Raw genomic sequence first — 16,921 nt, 5'->3', positions numbered from 1 at the left:
TCTTGGCATTATGGTCAATCATCGGCTGATGGGCTTCTGCAGGGGCCGAGAAGCCCTGTGAGTACGTGGCTAAACGAATTGCACAGCAATTTCATCAGCGAAGAGGATTCCCCGCGGGGTGGGTATTAACCGGCCGTCGCGCCATTGTACAAGCTCCGCGGAAAGTAGTTCCGCAATTTCACCGGCCCACCGGCCTTGCAGTACTTCGGCGGGCACGCCGGCGTTCATCCTCATCCCGAATGCGGCGCGCTCAGCGGCGCGCAATTCGGGCGTGAGCGTCTCCTCAGAGATGACAACCGGTCTCCGGGTCCGGATTCCTTCGATATAACGATCTGTGTCCGGCACATTCTGCCAGCGGCGGTTGTCGACGGTGCTGCACGCGCTGGGGCCCAGGCCGATGTAGTTCTTGCCTTCCCAATATGCGATGTTGTGGGCGCACTCGCGGCCGGGCTTCGCGAAATTGCTAATCTCGTATTGGCGATAACCCGCGGCGCCGAGTGTGTCGATGGCTGTCTGATACATCGCCAATTCCTGCTCTTCGTTCGGCTTGAGAAGCCCTTTCTGGAAGAGCGACCAGAATTCCGTGTCCTCCTCCAGGATCAGGCAATACGTCGAGAGATGTTCGGGTTGAAGCTCGATGGCCTTTTTCAGGGTGCTGCGCCAGTGATCCATCGTTTGGCCCGGCAATCCAAACATCAGGTCAAGGTTGATGTTGTCGAACCCGGCCGCGCGCAGCCTTTCGTACGATTCAATGGCTGCTTTCAACGAATGCACGCGCCCGATGGTCTTCAACAGCTCGTCATCGAGAGCCTGGACGCCCATTGAGATACGGTTGACCCCGCACGCGCGGAACAGCTTCGCCTTCTCAGTCGACACGGTTGAAGGATTGCATTCAATGGTCCACTCGCCCAACTGGCTCAGTGAAACCTTGTCGTGGATCGCCTCCAACACGAGCCGCATAAGCGCCGCCGGTAACAAGCTCGGCGTGCCCCCGCCAAAAAAGATGCTTCGGGGGGCGAGTTGCGGGGCGAATCTTTCCAATTCCAACAACAGCGCGTCCACATAATCTTCCATCTTGGCGGCGCTGCCCGCTTCCGAATAAAACGCGCAGTAATTGCACTTCGCCGCGCAGAATGGCACATGCCCATAGAGGTGCTCGACTTTGCTTGATCGGATTCCCATACTTCTAGTCTACAATAGCGTCGGATATGAGTTCAGACAAACTCCAAATCATCCTCGCCAGCGCGTCCCCGCGCCGTGAAGACCTCCTGCGCGAGATGGGATTACAGTTCACCGTGGTGCGGCCAATCGACGTGGAAGAGTTGCTCGGCGGTGCGGCGCCCGATGTCGTCGCGATGCAGAATGCCCAACGCAAAGCTCGTGCGGTGGCGGGACGGCATCCGGATTCGGTGGTGATCGGGGCCGACACGATTGTTGTGCTCGATGGAAAGCTCTTCGGCAAGCCACGCGATCTTGAAGATGCCACGCAAATGATCGGGCAGTTGGCGGGACAACGGCACGAGGTCGTGACTGGTGTTTGCCTGTTGCACCGCGCGCTCGACACGGAACTGACGTTCGCCGAGACGACGCGGGTCTGGATGCGGCCTCTTACACACCCGCAAATTGCCGAATACCTCGGCAAGATGAACCCGCTGGACAATGCGAGCGCAAATAATAACTACGCAGAAAACTGGCAGAAAACTCACGGGTTCCTGAGTTGGGCCGGGGCGTACGCCATTCAACATGGTGACATCATCGAGCAGATTGAGGGGAGCTACAGTAATGTGATGGGACTCCCGGTTGAGAAGCTTCGGGCAACGCTTGAGCGGTTGGGCATACTTGGGTTGGGCGGCGGATAAACGTGATCGTCAATTCCTCGCTTGATGCGCTTCAGAGGCAAACCAGTACCTTGACCATGCGGATTCGCTAAAGTCCCTCTGGATTTTTCCAGCTGTGCATTGTGTTCAAGTCATTCGCTTGACGCTCGATTGCCAGAAATGAAGTCTTGACAGAAAATCATGTGAAGGATAGGAAGCCATCTCGTTCGTGTCGGGTGCCCGGTTATTATATGTTAGCCAACAATAGCAACCACGTCCGCAACCATGAATAGGAGCGCAGCTGCGCTATGAAATCCACCGTGCAGGGTTCTTTCACGCGAGAGTTGTTTCCCGTCCTCGTCAGTATGTCAGCGTTGTTCTTCTTCGTTCTGCGAGCCGATGCCATTATTGGTGCATCGCAGCAGATGCAACTGGGTAACCCCAGCGGTGCCACCGCCGACCCCACCAACCACAACCATTATCTGATTCAGCGTACCGTGGAAGCGCTCGATTATAGTGATAATTTGGGAGAGCCCAACTGGGCGAGTTGGGATTTGACTTCCTCGGATGTCGGCACGAGCGGTCGCTCTTCGTTTCACACGGACAGCACCCTGCCGTCGGGCTTTTACGAGGTGACCTCGGACGATTACACGAATGCAGGCTACGATCGCGGCCATATGTGCCCGTCCGATGATCGCACAGACAACACCAATGACAATTGGCTGGTGTTTTACATGTCGAACATTGTACCGCAGCAGGACGATCTGAATACCGGGCCCTGGGAGGCCTTGGAAACCTATTGCCGCACCCTGGCCTCCGCGGGCAATGAGTTGTTGGTCACTTGCGGGCCCAGCGCTTTCGACGGCTCTCGCATTCAACCCAGCGGCAAAGCGTCCATCCCCGGATATACCTGGAAAATCGTCGTCGTCGTTCCCGGCGGCAGCGGTTCTGCGATCAGTCGAATCACCAGCACCACACGCGTGGTCACGGTGAAGATGCCCAACGTCGCTGGTATCCACAGCGTGAACTGGACGAACTACATCACCAGCGTTAACCGCATCCAGGCCGATACGGGATATACATTTTTCACCGCCCTGTCCTCCAGCATTGCCTCCGCATTGCGCGCCGAGGTGGACGGCGGAGTTGACCATTACCCGCCTCTCGGCAAAGTGGTCATCAGCCAGGTCTACGGCGGCGGCGGCAACAGCGGCGCTACTTATAAGAATGACTTCATCGAACTCTACAATAGCGGCTCAACATCCGTGGATCTGAGCACCTACGCGGTCCAGTACGCCAGCGCGAGCGGCTCAACCTGGTCGGAGACCGCGCTCAGCGGTTCCATCGCGGCGGGTCAGTATTACCTTGTACAAGAGGCTGCGGGAGGCGGGGGCACTCAAAACCTCCCCACTCCCGAGGCGACTGGCACCATTAGCATGGCGGCTACCGCTGGCAAGGTCGCGCTTACGTCAACGACCACACTTCTCTCAGGCTCCAATCCGGTTGGCGGAGCAACGGTGGCGGACTTCGTCGGTTATGGCACCACGGCCAACGCCTATGAAGGCTCAGGGCCGGCTCCTGCGCCTTCCGCGACTGTCTCGGATCTGCGGGCCAACGGAGGCGCTACGGATACAGACAACAACGCGGCCGACTTTGCCACAGGGGCGGTTAATCCACGCAACAGCGGCACGGGCGGTGGTTCCGCAGGCACTGTCGTGATCAGCCAGGTCTACGGTGGCGGCGGAAACAGTGGCGCTACTTATAAGAATGATTTCATCGAACTCTACAATAGCGGCTCGGCGTCCGTGGACCTGAGCGCCTACGCCGTCCAGTATGCCGGCGCCACGAGCAGCAGTTGGTCAGAGACCCTTTTGTCCGGTTCACTCGCTCCCGGCCATTACTACCTGATTCAAGAGGCGGCGGGAAGCGGCGGCACCCAGAATCTGCCGACGCCTGAAGCGACTGGCACCATTGCGATGGCTGCCACCGCTGGCAAGGTTGCTTTGACCAAGACGCAAACGCTGCTGGCGGTCGATAATCCAGTGGGTACCGCCAACGTCGTGGACTTCATTGGTTATGGCACCACAGCCGACGCTTTTGAAGGCTCCGGACCTGCGCCGGCGCCATCAAACACAACCGCTGACCTGCGCGCCAACGGAGGTACCACTGATACCAACAACAATGCCACCGACTTCAGCGCTGGCGCACCGAACCCGCGCGATTAAACGGGCGTTTTCAGCCAGCGCATGAGAAATCCGCTCGTGCCACGCGGAGCTCGCCGCCCGGATTTTTCCGGACGAGCGAATTGCGTTATGGCCCCGCGGAACAATCGCCGGAAAATCCTCATTGTGGCCGGGCTGCTTGCGGTCATTGCGATTGCGGGCTCATGGCTTTGGCGTGGCGATTCTCATCCAAATCAGCCGGACATGAGCGCGTGGACGCCCGCTCCCGCACGGGCAGCCGTCTCCGCGAACTCGACTGGCGATTCGGAGCGGTTTTCAATCTCCGCTCATCTGAGGGCAGAACTCGACCAGGCTCTGCGCGAGCGAGACCCGCGAAAGCGCTCGGTGGATTTTGGATCCACTCTTGCGCTTCTGATGGCGCGGGATCCGGAGGCAGCGTTGACTTACCTGCGGACCATGCCTCACGGCGAAGAGTACACGCAAGGCTTGCTGACGGTTCTGGGAATCTTGGGACAAAGTGAACCGAAGCGCGCGCTCATGCTGGCCCGCGATATGGCGACAACCGGCGATCAACGGTTGATTTACAGCATCCTTTTTGACCAGTTGGCGCAGCGGAACGTATCGATCACACTCGACTACCTGAAGTTGGTCCCTGCCGGCGAGAGACGGGAAAATGCACTCCGCGCCCTGGCAACAATCTGGGCGGGCAGGGATGCAGCCTCCGCCCTTAACTGGGCGGAACATCTCGATGACGATGCTGAACGGACTGCCGCATTGGAGGCGACACTCCTCATTCATTCAAATCACGATCCTCGCCACACGCTCGAGCTGGCCCAACAGCTTCTCTCGGGAGGCGCGCGGGATCGAATCCTCGGCAGTAGCTTGAAACAATTAACTACCGACGATCCGCTAGCCGCCAGCCAAGTGGTGAGACAGCTTCCCGCGGGTCCCGTGCAAACTGCAGCCGTGCTTGACGTGGTTCGTGCACTCGCCGCCCAGCAGCCCGAAACGGCCATGTCATGGCTCGAAACCTTGCCCGAGGGCGAGCTGCAGGGATTGGCTTTGAACAACGCGCTTGATGTCTGGTGCGCGAAGAACCCACAGGATGCCGGACGATACGTCGCGCAAATGCCAGACAGCGCGGACCGAGATGCTGCCGCCGGGCATTTGGCGCAAGACATGGCGGCGACCAACCCGCTCGCGGCCATCCACTGGGCGGGAACCCTGCAAAGTGATTCAGCCCAGAACGTAGCGCTGGTTGGCATCGCCTCGGCCTGGGCCCGAACGCAACCGGAAGAAGCGACCCGCTGGACGAGCGATTTGTCGGCGGACAATCCAGCGCGGGATGAAGCCATGAGGGGTGCACTTTCCTACTGGGTGTTGGAGGATGCGGCCGCGGCTGGTCGGTTCGTGCAGAATTTGCCGGTGGCCGACCAACATGACGCCATTAAGTCGGTTGCTCCCGCGTTGGCCCAAAATAATGTGACAGACGCACTGAATTGGGCGCAAGGGATTCCCAATTCGGACTCCCGCCAGATTGCCCTGCAGGAAGTGGTTGGCCGCTGGGCAGACAACCAACCACAAGAAGCAGCCCGCTGGGTGTTGGCGGAACCCGAGGAAACAATGCGCGTGGAGCACATTCGAATCGTAACGGCACAATGGCTGGCCGAGGATCCGGAGAGCGTCAGTCTTTGGGTGCAAACATTGCGAGTTGGACCAACCCGTGACGCAGCAGCAGATTCGGTTGCAGCGGAATTGGCTTCGCGGAGTCCGGCACAGGCGATGAGTTGGGCAGAATCCATAAACACACCTGAACTGCGCGATGCCCGTTTGGAGGATGTTGCCGCCGCGTGGCTCAAGACCGATCCTTCCGCTGCGAGAGCCTGGCTGGCGAGCGCAAACCTGCCGATGGAGACCAAAACCAGGCTCCTTACGCAATAAGGAGCCCTGTTTGGTTTGCGCCGCGGTTCGGCGTTAATCGCGTTCGCGAAGAAATCAAAGCCAAACTCCTGTACTGTATAAAAACTCATTAACGTGATGGGCGTGCCGACCGAGCGGTTGGCAACCACGCTGGAGCGGGTCGGGATGGTGCGTCGTGCGAGTTGATGGTCTGCCGCAATTTGGTATCATTACTCGGGAATGGATCGCGAGAATTTAAACGTCGAGATCGCCGTGTTGTTGTCGTTGCTGCTGCACCTGTTGGCCTTCGGCGGTTGGCAGTATCGCTCGACGCTCATGAGACTGCCATTGTTCTCCTTGCTGTCGAAGCTCGTGCAGGCGGCGCATCCATTTGAGCGGCCCGCACCTCAGCAAGTCCAGACGCTGACGTTTGTGGAATTGGCGGAACCGCGCGCGCCGGAAGTAAAGAAGGGCAGGGAAGCCCAGCAGTTTATGGAGACCGACGCGTCCCAAGTCACCGGTGAGAAGCCGAAGGATACGAAGTATTATTCGGACAAGTCGACGGTCGCGGCGAATCCGAACAATCCGACCGACAAAACCGGCGACACGCCGTATTTGAATGGCAAAGAGACTCGCGCGCCGAATACACTCGATGTGCCGACGCCCTCCGGCGCATCCGCACCACTGATCCGGCAACCCGGTTCGCCGAGCAGACCTCCGAGCCCTCCGAAACCCGCGCCGAAAATTGCGGAGGCGACGCCCGAATCCAGACCCGCACCTCCACCTCAGCCGAAAGCACCGGAACAACCGAAGGAGGCTGCGCCACTCGGTTTGAAAATGATGGAGGAACAGAAAGTTGTGATGGCGCAGAAGCCGGTCGTGCAGCCACAGGTCGCAACGGGAGCAACGGTGCCGGAAATTCCCGCGGATTCCGCTGCCGCGACCCCGGGCTCACCCGCCATCGTCACCGAGCCCGGCGTGCCGGGCCGGGAAATTGTGGCGCGGAAGTCCCACCTGACCGTTGCAGGCGTCTCGCGCAATGGCATAGCCGCGTTCGGCGTGGCGGAAAGCCCCTTCGGCGCGTACGACAAGAAGCTCATTAAAGCCGTGCAAAGTCACTGGTACGCGTTGATCGACCACTACGGGATTTACGAAAGCGCCGACGTGGTGACCGTGAAGTTCGCGCTGCTTGACGACGGACAGGTGCAGGACGTGACCAGCACCGACACCGGACAGAGTCGCATTTTGTCGTTGTTTTGCGAGAAAGCCATCATAGAATCCGGGCCGTTCGATCCGTTGTCCGATGAATTGCGCGCGCTGATTGGGAAGGAGCCGCGCGAGATAAGTTTCACCTTTTACTATTGATAGGGAGGATTTCCTCATGCCGGAATGGTTTTTTCGAGGCGGAATCGCCATGTGGCCGCTGTTGGTCTGCTCGATTGCGGGCGTGGCCATCATCTTGGAACGTGCCTGGGCGCTGCAGCGGCGGCGCATCATCTCGCCTGTCCTCGCTGCGGCGATTGAGAAGCAGCCGGTGACACCGGAGCAAACCGATAAACTGCGGGTGCTGAGCGAATCGGACACGACTGTGCTCGGCAAGCTGATTCAGGCGGCCTTTATGCACGCCTCGTTGCCAAAAACGGAGAATGTCGAGGCCATGCAGTCGCTCGCCCGGCAGATTGTCGGTCGGATGGAGCGCGGGTTGACGACGCTGTCGCTGATTGCCGAGCTCGGCCCGCTGCTCGGGTTGCTCGGTACGGTCATCGGCATGGTGCAGTTGTTCGAGGACGTCGCCAAGAAAGGCCTCGGCGACCCGACGATGATTTCGCGGGGTATATACGAAGCATTGACCGCGACCATGACCGGCCTCGGCATTGCCATTCCTGCGCTGATTGCTTACATGTACCTGCGCCGCCGAATCGAGGTGCTGGTGCTGGAGTTGGAGCGGCACACGAACGAATTGCTCACGCGGCTATATCGTAACGCGAACTAGGGTACCGCCATGCGCATCTTTCAGCCAACCAAAGCCCAGCGTCCACCGGCCATCCGCTTGATCAACCTCGTGGATGTGTTGTTCATTCTGCTGATTTTCTTCATCGCGACGACTACCTTTCGCGCGACCTCACCCACCGCTGTCAAGCTCGTCCTTCCCGAGGCAAAAACCGCGGAGGAAGTTGGGCGCGAGAAGGTGGATCGCCTGAACATTGCCGTCGGTTCCGATGAGACCATCTATCTCGATAATAAACCCGTTGCCCTCAGCGCGCTGGAGAAGGCCCTGCGCGATGCAAAGGAGAAGAACCCCAAGGTGCAGGTGCAGTTCTCGGCGGACAAGACGGTCAGCTATGGAACGGTCGTCGCGATTGTCGATGCAGCCCGCTCCGCCGGCATTCCCGACATCACGGCATTCACGAAGAAATCAGCGAAGTAATTTGTCTTACCGAAAAGAAGACGGGCGGTTGTGCGTGGCACAGCCGCCCGTTCCATTTTTGAATCAGGGATCTTCCGAGAGCTACTTCGTACCCAAGATGGCGTCCTTCGCGGCCTTCGCGATGCGGAACTTCACCACGCGCTTGGCCGGAATCTGAATCGTCGCGCCGGTGGCCGGGTTGCGGCCGAGGCGGGCTTTGCGATTCACCAGCACGATTTTCCCGAGGCCGGGGATCGTGAACGAATTCTTCGCTTCCTTGTACGCCAACTTGACCAACTCTTCCACGAACGCGCCAGCGGCCTTCTTCGACACGCCGGTTCTCTCTGCGAGATTTCCTAGGATCTGTGACTTCGTCAACTTTGCCATAAAACTCCTTGTTTCTCCTTGGTTTAGGGTTCGTCGGATACTACAAAAGCGCCGAAAACCTTGCAACTATTGATTTTTATTGGTTTCCACACCCCTCAACTCCCCAAAAATGGATTCGTCCGGCGTTCCTCACCAATCGTCGTCACCGGCCCGTGTCCCGAAAACACCCGCACGTCATCGCCCAGCGGCAACAACTTTGTGCGGATCCCTTCCATGAGCAATTGATGATCTCCCCCGGGTAAATCCGTACGCCCGATCGATCCCGCGAACAGCACGTCTCCCACAAAGGCCACGCGCTCTTCCTGCTCGAACAGCACCACGCTGCCCGGGCAGTGACCGGGACAATGCAGGATTTCAAATCTCAGCTCGCCGACAGCAAATACTTCCCCCTCTTCCAGAAGAAAATCCGGCTTCGACGGCTCGATGTCCAAATCCAACCCAAAATACCGCGCCTGCGGGAGGGTCAACAGTGGTGCGCTTTCGCGGTGAATGCCAAACTTCGCGCCGGTCAGCCGTAACAATTCGGCATTGTCCAGGAAGTGGTCCCAGTGGGCGTGGGTATTAACCAGATGGGTGATCGGTGTATTCCACCCCCGTGCCTGCTTGACCACCAGCGGGGCGACGCCTTGTGGCGCATCAATCACCAAGGCCTTCCCGCCCCGCCTGTCGGCGACCAGGTAACCGTTGGTCGCGACCGGACCCGCTTCAAAAGTCTCAATAATCATTCCGCAACGGCGCGAAGAATCCGGGCGATGTTCGGGCGCGCATCAATCTTCCTCCTCCTCGTCGTCCTCCTCATCCTCTTCATCCTCCTCCTCGTCGAGTTCGTCTTCGTCGCCCTCGTCGGGATCCTCCACTTCCCCTGCATCACTCAAATCGAATCCGCAAGTGGGGCAGCGCAGATTATTCCGCTTCAGCTCCTCACGATCCACATCCACGTTGCAGTTTGGGCAAGTGATCTCTTCCATTCCTACCTCCCCTCCTTTCCATAGACGTCGCGCCGAAACAATAGTTAAAATTTCCCCGTGCGCAAGCGCGTTTTCTCCAAATTGTCCTTCGTGGTTTTGGCGATGGCGGAAAGTTGGTTCGCTTCGCAATACGTAGTTTCACGGCAAGTATGTCCGAGCAAAACTTGCCGCGGTTAGGGCGAGGCGGGTAGGATGCGAGGTGAACTTGAATGCGATACTCCAGATGGTTGGACGATTTCGTGTGGCTCTGGTGCTGGGGACGTTTGCGATGGTGTTTGTGGCGTTGTCGGTCAGTAGTTACCTGCAGAAGAGTCTGGCAATCGATGAAAACGGCCATGTTCTGGAAGGTTACATGGCACTGACGCGGGGCTACCATATCCGCACTGATCATCCTCCCTTCCTCAACGAGCTGGCAACCTTACCTCTGTTGATCGAGAGCGTGAAATTCGATCCCAGCAATGTGCCAAAGGACGAGCTGACCCATGCGTTTTTTTTCGGGCAGAATGATTGCGACAAGCTGCTGCGCTGGCCGAGATTGATTATTACGCTTCTGGGTGCGCTGCTGGGCGTGATCCTGTTTTTCTGGGCGCGGGACTTGTTTGGGTTCTGGCCTGCGACAGCGGGCCTGGCGCTCTACACTTGTGAACCGAATTTCCTGTGCAATGCAGGGGTTGTCACGGCGGACTTGGGGCTGGTCTGCTTCTTTTTCGGGACGGTTTATTTCTTGTGCCGAACCCTGCGGTGTTTGACCCCGGTCAATGTGGCGGGGTTGGCAATCTTCTTTGGAATTGCTCATGTCAGCAAGTTTTCCGGGTTTTTGCTGGGACCGATTCTCGCGCTCTTATTGGCCGTCCGCATTGTAAGCAGGCAACCCTGGCCATTTCGGTGGAGGGGGGACGGAAAACTGCAGAGTCTCAGTTTGAAGTCCGTTGCCTCCGCCGCGCTGATTATTGTGGTGGGCATTGTTTTTGTGCTGGTTGTGTGGATGACCTATGGATTCCATTACACCACGGGTTCCGATGTGTATGGCGGAGGTACGAGCGCACTTTATGAAGATCCGGTCACACGCGTCTGGTTGCCAAAATCCGCCATGGTGCTCGGCTGGATTGATCGGCATCGATTGCTGCCGAACGCCTATACGCAGAATTTTCTGCGGCAGGAGCTATCGACGACCGGAAACTTCAAGTTCGCGGCGTTCCTGCTGGGTCAAAGCAAGTACGGACACTGGTGGTATTATTTTCCGGTTGTATTTCTGGTCAAGACGCCACTGACGGTCCTCTGTTTATTTTTCGCGGGCGGGGTCTTGTGCCTCTTCCGAAGAAGGAAAATGGGAATGCATGCCCTGTGCATCCTGTTGCCAATGGCGCTTTACCTGGCAGTGGCAATGTTCAGCACTCGCAATATTGGTGTGCGTCATTTGTTGCCGATTTATCCGTTCGTGATCCTGGTGGCTGTTGTTCCCCTGGCGGAGTTGCTGCGGCGAGGAATGAAGTGGGCGCTCGCTTGTTTTTGCCTCTTGGCTTGGCTTGAAATGGCGAGCGTCTATCCGCATTACCGGGGGTTCTTCAATTGTCTGGCGGGTGGACCGAGGAATGGACCAAATATCCTTGCCGACTCGAATATCGATTGGGGCCAGGATTTGAAATTGCTGAAACAGTGGATGACAGCGCATGGGGTTTCGCACATCAACCTGGCTTATTGGGGGGTGTCGGATGCCGAATACTATGGGATTGACTGTACTCACATGCTGACCACGATGCAATCAACCTATCACCCGCTGATGCCGCCCCAAGTGCCGGGATATGTGGCAGTGAGTGTGCAACTGCTCCACGACCCGGCCTTTCCACAGGTGGCAGCCTACTACTCACCGCTGTTGGAGAAAACGCCCGTCGCAATGATCGGCTATTCCATCTACGTCTATTGGGTGGATCAGTGGTGGTGAGCGGCGCTGCGGCCCGTCAACGCCCATGCATGGAACACATTCTGAGTAGGGATTTCTCGAGTCCAATACCGGGCAAATGGCTGTGTTGCAGGCCACTAGCAAGGATCCTTTGGTATATGATCCCGCTACGGAATCGGGCCATGCAGCGCTTGTTCCACAGAGTCTGTCCACTATAATAGAGAGCTTGGGAAAGATGCGGGTGAGGAATGGCCCAATCTGTTTCCGATCGGGGCGGGTATGAATGTATGATCAAGAAGCGCTTCCTCTACGGGTCAGGGTGTGCCCTGCTCCTCTGGCTCGCCGCGCTCCATCCCTCGGCCCAAGCGCAAACTATTCCGAATGCCCCGATCAATCTCACCGCCTCCGTGGTCTCTGCTTTCCAGATCAGTTTGTCTTGGGCCGATGCCTCGACCAATGAGGACGGATTCAAAGTCGAACGATCCTTGGACGGGACAAACTTCTCCCAGATCGCACAAGTCTCGTCGAATGTGACGAATTACCGGAACGCCGGGCTGTTTCCGAGCACGACCTATTCCTATCGTGTGCGTGCCTACAATGCTGGAGGCGCCTCGGCGTTCTCCGCCGTGGCCAGCGCCGGGACGCCCGCGCCGGCGTGCCCCCTGTCCGTCGTCGGCTGGGGTTATAATGTCGACGGCGAAGTGTCACCGCCCACGACCCTGACCAACGTTGTAGCCATCGCTGCCGGTCAGTACCACAGCCTCGCGATCAATCGCAATGGGACTGTCATTGGCTGGGGATACGATGTCTTCGGCGAAACAACGATACCGGGCGGGTATTCCAACGTGGTGGCCGTCTCGGCTGGTGCCTATCACAGTCTGGCCTTGACGAGCGATCGGACTGTCATTGCCTGGGGGTATAATGGCGACGGAGAAATAACGATACCCGCCGGGCTTTCCAACGTGGTGGCCATCGCCGCCGGGTACTACCATAGCCTGGCATTGAAGAGCGACGGTACCGTCGTCGCTTGGGGGTATAATGGGTTCGGCCAAACGAATGTACCGGCCGGGTTGGCGGGAGTCGTTGCCATCTCCGCCGGGTACTACCACAGTCTGGCCTTGAAGAGCGATGGCACCGTCGTCGCTTGGGGCTACAACTGCTGCGGCCAGACGATGCCCCCAGCCGGGCTTTCCAACGTAGTGGCCATCGCTGCCGGGGGCTACCACGGTTTGGCCTTGAAGAGCGACGGCACCGTCGTTGGCTGGGGGTATAATGGCTATGGCCAAACAACGACGCCATCAGGACTGAGCGGAGTGCTGGCCATCGCCGGCGGGATCTTCCACAGCATGACCTTGCGGAGCGATGGGAGCACGGTCGCCTGGGGCTATAATTTGTATGGCCAAACTGCGACACCGCCCGGATTGACCGGGGTGGCAGCCATCGCCGGTGGCACCTACTTCAGTCTGGCATTGGCACCCGGTCCCGGATCTCCTTCCGCACTTACAGCGACGCAAGTTGGCGGCAACGAGATCGACCTATCTTGGGCCGAGAACTCTTCCAGCGTGCAGGGCTTCAGAATCGACCGCGCACCGGATGCCGGTGGCAATCCGGGAACCTGGGCGCAAATAGCCACGCCCGGGGCTGGCGCCACGACCTATAGCGATACGGCAGTAGTGACGAGCGCGACCTATTGGTACCGAATTCGGGCCAATAACACGTGCGGCGCGTCGCCCTACAGCGCGCTGAAGGTTCCCACAACCCTTGTCCTCGATGACACATGGAGCACCGGTGTGCGCACCAACCAGAACCTTCCGACGAGTTCCGCTTGGTGGACCTCAACTGCGGGAGCCCTCGATGCCGCGGCCAGCAATATGACCCTGACGGTCGGCGGCAGCTCCAGCCAGATCATTACCTACTTCACCCCCGACAGCAATAGTCCTCCCATCCAGCTAAACATCGGAGACACACTGACGGCTACATTCAAGTTCACTTTCAATGGGGTGCCACCAAATGGGAGCAGTTCGCAGGGGTTCCGGTTCGGATTGTTTGACTTCGCCGACGGAAACAACAGCCCGAAACGCGTCAGCAGCGACGGATTGAGCGTCGGCTCCCAGGGATCCTCGGTGGCTGGCTACGCTTTGTTCGGAAAGGTGTACGGTAAATTGAGCGATGCCACTCCCATCGACATCCGCAAACGCATCAATTTGTCGAGTAGCTCCCTGCTCGGCACCAGCGGAGACTTTACGTCGCTGGCCAAGGATTCTCTTGATACGAACAGCTTCGGTGGATTCGCCAACCTGACCCCGTACACCTTGCAGTTTGTCCTGCAGCGGACCGGCCTGAACTCGATGGTGGTCACGATCACCTGGTTGAACACGGTCACCGGCGCAACGCTCTCGGACTCGGTAACCGACAACTCGGCATCCAATTTCAGTTTCGACGGAGTCGGCTATCGTCCTTCGAACAATACTACGGCACCGGCCACGAATGATTTCCAGGAGGTAACCATCACAGTGAGTTCCGCACCGACAGCTCCCGCGGTCACGACCGAACCGCAGGGCCAGTCGGTCTTCGAGGGCCAAAATGCCACCTTCGCCGTGGTCCCGAATGGCACGCTACCTCTGTCGTATCAATGGTACTACAACACCAACACCCCCATCGCCAATGCCACCAATTCCACGCTCGCGCTCACCAACGTTCACCTTGCTGATGCTGGCGGTTACTCAGTCCTTCTCTCCAACCCCTACGGCGCGGTGACCAGCGCCGCCGGCCAGCTGACGGTGGGCCTGGCAGCCCCGGCCATCTCTACGCAACCGCAAAATCTCACGGTCATCCCCGGCCAATTCGCCACCTTCAGCGTAACAGCCAGCGGCAGCCAGCCGCTGATCTACCAGTGGTATTACAATACCAACACCCTTCTGGCCGGGGCCACCGGCGCCTCGGTAATACTCACCAATGTTCAATCCACCAATGCCGGCAGCTACTCCGTCGTCGTGAGCAACACGGCCGGCGCTGTCACCAGTTCCAACGCGGTTCTGACCGTCAACACCAATCCCGCGGCGCCCGTCTTCATCACGCAGCCCGCTTCGGTGCACGTGTACGCCGGCGACACCGCGAGTTTCACCGCTACCACGGTTGGCACACAACCCATCGTCTATCATTGGAATAAGAATACCGTGCCGATTCCCAGCGCGAACGCATCCGTCCTAACCCTGACGAACGTGCAACCATCCGACGCGGGCTCGTACACCGTTGTCGCCAGCAATTCCGTCGGCTCAACCACCAGCACCGGCGCGGTCCTGACCGTCACACTCAAATCGCCCCCGCTGTTGCCGAATATTCCCACAAACCAATTTAACGTCATCAACTTTGGTGCGGTGGGCGATGGTGTGACGAACAATGCCACTGCGATCCAAAGCACCATCAATGCGGCCGCCGCCGCGGGTGGCGGCACGGTGGAGATCCCGTCGGCCGGGAGCTTGAGTACGTATCTGAGCGGTCCGATTGTCTTGTCCAATAACGTAAATCTGAAGATCGACGGCGGGGCGATGTTGCAGATGCTCCCGCGCTCCAATTGGCCCGGCACGGCGACCTTCATTTCAGGCACGACCCTGCACGACGTCGAGATCAGCGGCCTGGGAAGCATCGATGGCCAGGGAACGAACTGGTGGTTCCCCCTCGCCGGGTCGCGGCCGAACTTCATCAGCTTCAGCGGGTGCACCAATGTGCTGGTTCAGGACGTGACGTTGCAGAACCCGCCGACATTCCATCTCATGTTGAAGGGTAACAATGCGGGAATCACGATTCAGGGGATTATCATCAACACTCCGGGCGATTCTCCCAACACCGACGGCATGGACCTGGCGTCCACGAATGTGCTGATACGGAACTGCTTTATCAGTGACGGAGACGACAACATCGAGATCGGCGGCAGTGGCGGCCCGGCGGCCGATATCACCGTCTCCAATTGCACGTTCGGCACCGGCCATGGTGTGTCGATTGGAAGCATCACATCGGGAGGAGTGCATGACATTATCGTGAGCAATTGCACGTTCAACGGCACCGTCAACGGCATCCGCATGAAGTCGGACAACGACCGCGGCGGACTGATCCAGAATCTCCAGTACCTCGACATCACGATGACGAACGTGGCCTACCCGATCACCATCTACAGCTACTACAACACGATCGGCACACCGAATAACATCAGCCCCAGCATCGCTTCGGTCCAGCCCGTCGCCCCGGTCACCAGCCTCACGCCGATTTGGCAGAACATCCTCATCAGCAACCTGACCGTCGTCGCCACCACCGGCCTCAACATCGACGGCATCATCTGGGGCCGCACCGAAATGCTCGTCTCCAACGTCACGTTCTACGACGTGAACATCACCGCGCCCACGAACACCTTCGTCGTCTACAATGCCCAAGGGATCCAGTTTATCGATTCGCACCTCACGACTCCGACCAGCACCAACACATTTACCCTCTACAACGCGCAGATCACCGTCTCCAACAGCGCTCCCAACGCCACGTTGGTGACGCTCGGCGGCTTGGCCATTCCCCCGACCAATAACACCATGGCTTTCTTCAACGCGCAGGCCGCGATCACAGATACCAACATGCTCGGTACCAATCCAAACCTCACGTTGGGCGGTACCACGCTCACAGTGAGTAATAGTCTGAGTCTGGGCGGTGCAACGACGTTAAACTTCGCGCTGGGCGCCAACACGGCGGAAATCGTCGTACCGGGCGCTCTCGTCCTGGGTGGCACGCTGAACGTAGCGGATGGTGGCGGTTTCGGCGCGACCACCTATACATTATTCTCCTACAGCGGCGCGCTGACCTACAACGGGCTGGCGATCGGCGCGACCCCGAGCACGAATTTCACCTACGCGATCTCTACCAACACCCCCGGCCAGGTGAACCTGGTCGTCACCGCCGTCGCGCCTACCGACCCATTCACCGCGTGGCAGAATCAGTATTTCGGTAGTTCCACCAACGCACAGGCGCAGCCGGGCGCAGATCCTTTCGGCAAAGGCATGAGCAACACCAACCAGTTCCTCGCCGGTCTCAATCCGACGAACCCGGCCTCTTTGTTTAAGATCATCTCGACGACGCGGAATACCACCGATGTGGTGATCGTCTGGAGAACGGCCGGTGGCCACACCAATATCGTGCAGGCGACAGGGTCCGCCGGCTATACCGCCAACTTTAACGACATCAGCGCCCCGATCATCATCCCCGGTAACGGCGACGCGACCACCAACTACACGGACAGTGGCGGCGCCACCAACACTCCCTCCCGCTACTACCGCGTACGCTTGGTGCCTTAATCAAGAATCCAGAAGTATCTCTATTTTGGA

12 protein-coding genes are annotated in these 16,921 nt (G+C 58.5%); 8 read left to right on the top strand and 4 right to left on the bottom strand.

All coding sequences use genetic code 11. From position 1 onward, the window contains the following. Positions 1 to 69: 69 nt before the first annotated feature. Entirely contained in the window at positions 70 to 1,182 is a 1,113-nt protein-coding gene (gene hemW, locus VNL17_09675) for a radical SAM family heme chaperone HemW (GenBank protein ID HXI84343.1), read from the bottom strand. A gap of 26 nt (positions 1,183 to 1,208) precedes the next feature. Here hemW and VNL17_09670 point away from each other — a divergent pair, with 26 nt between their 5' ends. The 6 genes from VNL17_09670 to VNL17_09645 all read left to right on the top strand — a co-directional run bounded on the left by VNL17_09670 (position 1,209) and on the right by VNL17_09645 (position 8,324). Further along, entirely contained in the window at positions 1,209 to 1,859 is a 651-nt protein-coding gene (locus tag VNL17_09670; protein HXI84342.1) for a Maf family protein, read from the top strand. Between the two features lie 266 nt (positions 1,860 to 2,125). Beyond that, a complete protein-coding gene (locus tag VNL17_09665; GenBank protein ID HXI84341.1) occupies positions 2,126 to 4,039 on the top strand; it encodes a DNA/RNA non-specific endonuclease in 1,914 nt (637 codons plus the stop codon). A gap of 87 nt (positions 4,040 to 4,126) precedes the next feature. After that, positions 4,127 to 5,938: a hypothetical protein gene (locus VNL17_09660; GenBank protein HXI84340.1), complete on the top strand. Its 1,812-nt coding sequence runs from the start codon at positions 4,127 to 4,129 to the stop codon at positions 5,936 to 5,938. A 198-nt stretch (positions 5,939 to 6,136) separates the two neighbouring features. Continuing rightward, on the top strand, positions 6,137 to 7,261 hold the full coding sequence (locus VNL17_09655) for a hypothetical protein (GenBank protein HXI84339.1): 1,125 nt from the start codon (positions 6,137 to 6,139) through the stop codon (positions 7,259 to 7,261). 16 nt (positions 7,262 to 7,277) lie between these two features. Beyond that, positions 7,278 to 7,889: a MotA/TolQ/ExbB proton channel family protein gene (locus VNL17_09650; GenBank protein HXI84338.1), complete on the top strand. Its 612-nt coding sequence runs from the start codon at positions 7,278 to 7,280 to the stop codon at positions 7,887 to 7,889. Positions 7,890 to 7,898: 9 nt separating this feature from the next. Then, positions 7,899 to 8,324 carry a biopolymer transporter ExbD gene (locus VNL17_09645; protein ID HXI84337.1) on the top strand — a complete coding sequence of 142 codons (426 nt, stop codon included), beginning with the start codon at positions 7,899 to 7,901 and terminating at the stop codon, positions 8,322 to 8,324. A gap of 81 nt (positions 8,325 to 8,405) precedes the next feature. Here the strand turns inward: VNL17_09645 and VNL17_09640 are convergent, their stop codons facing one another. The 3 genes from VNL17_09640 to VNL17_09630 all read right to left on the bottom strand — a co-directional run bounded on the left by VNL17_09640 (position 8,406) and on the right by VNL17_09630 (position 9,658). Further along, on the bottom strand, positions 8,406 to 8,690 hold the full coding sequence (locus tag VNL17_09640; protein ID HXI84336.1) for an HU family DNA-binding protein: 285 nt from the start codon (positions 8,688 to 8,690) through the stop codon (positions 8,406 to 8,408). A gap of 95 nt (positions 8,691 to 8,785) precedes the next feature. Then, complete coding sequence (locus VNL17_09635) at positions 8,786 to 9,415, bottom strand: MBL fold metallo-hydrolase (GenBank protein ID HXI84335.1); 630 nt, start codon at positions 9,413 to 9,415, stop codon at positions 8,786 to 8,788. Positions 9,416 to 9,457: 42 nt separating this feature from the next. Further along, on the bottom strand, positions 9,458 to 9,658 hold the full coding sequence (locus VNL17_09630) for a hypothetical protein (protein HXI84334.1): 201 nt from the start codon (positions 9,656 to 9,658) through the stop codon (positions 9,458 to 9,460). A 205-nt stretch (positions 9,659 to 9,863) separates the two neighbouring features. On the opposite strand from VNL17_09630, the gene VNL17_09625 reads away from it, so the two are divergent. Beyond that, the gene (locus tag VNL17_09625; protein ID HXI84333.1) at positions 9,864 to 11,600 is read left to right on the top strand and encodes a glycosyltransferase family 39 protein; all 1,737 of its coding nucleotides are present in this window, start codon (positions 9,864 to 9,866) and stop codon (positions 11,598 to 11,600) included. Between the two features lie 245 nt (positions 11,601 to 11,845). Further along, the gene (locus tag VNL17_09620; GenBank protein ID HXI84332.1) at positions 11,846 to 16,891 is read left to right on the top strand and encodes a glycosyl hydrolase family 28 protein; all 5,046 of its coding nucleotides are present in this window, start codon (positions 11,846 to 11,848) and stop codon (positions 16,889 to 16,891) included. Positions 16,892 to 16,921 lie beyond the last annotated feature (30 nt).

Source organism: Verrucomicrobiia bacterium (genome assembly GCA_035577545.1).
Lineage (GTDB): Bacteria > Verrucomicrobiota > Verrucomicrobiia > Palsa-1439 > Palsa-1439 > Palsa-1439.
This window is presented reverse-complemented; position numbering and strand designations above follow the sequence as displayed.

Excerpts from the sequence above, each read along its gene's own strand:
- VNL17_09660 (HXI84340.1), top strand. The coding sequence starts at position 4,127 with ATGGCCCCGCGGAACAATCGCCGGAAAATCCTCATTGTGGCCGGGCTG.
- VNL17_09670 (HXI84342.1), top strand. The coding sequence starts at position 1,209 with ATGAGTTCAGACAAACTCCAAATCATCCTCGCCAGCGCGTCCCCGCGC.
- VNL17_09630 (HXI84334.1), bottom strand. The coding sequence starts at position 9,658 with ATGGAAGAGATCACTTGCCCAAACTGCAACGTGGATGTGGATCGTGAG.
- VNL17_09640 (HXI84336.1), bottom strand. The coding sequence starts at position 8,690 with ATGGCAAAGTTGACGAAGTCACAGATCCTAGGAAATCTCGCAGAGAGA.
- VNL17_09665 (HXI84341.1), top strand. The coding sequence starts at position 2,126 with ATGAAATCCACCGTGCAGGGTTCTTTCACGCGAGAGTTGTTTCCCGTC.
- VNL17_09645 (HXI84337.1), top strand. The coding sequence starts at position 7,899 with ATGCGCATCTTTCAGCCAACCAAAGCCCAGCGTCCACCGGCCATCCGC.
- VNL17_09635 (HXI84335.1), bottom strand. The coding sequence starts at position 9,415 with ATGATTATTGAGACTTTTGAAGCGGGTCCGGTCGCGACCAACGGTTAC.
- hemW (HXI84343.1), bottom strand. The coding sequence starts at position 1,182 with ATGGGAATCCGATCAAGCAAAGTCGAGCACCTCTATGGGCATGTGCCA.
- VNL17_09650 (HXI84338.1), top strand. The coding sequence starts at position 7,278 with ATGCCGGAATGGTTTTTTCGAGGCGGAATCGCCATGTGGCCGCTGTTG.
- VNL17_09620 (HXI84332.1), top strand. The coding sequence starts at position 11,846 with ATGATCAAGAAGCGCTTCCTCTACGGGTCAGGGTGTGCCCTGCTCCTC.
- VNL17_09655 (HXI84339.1), top strand. The coding sequence starts at position 6,137 with ATGGATCGCGAGAATTTAAACGTCGAGATCGCCGTGTTGTTGTCGTTG.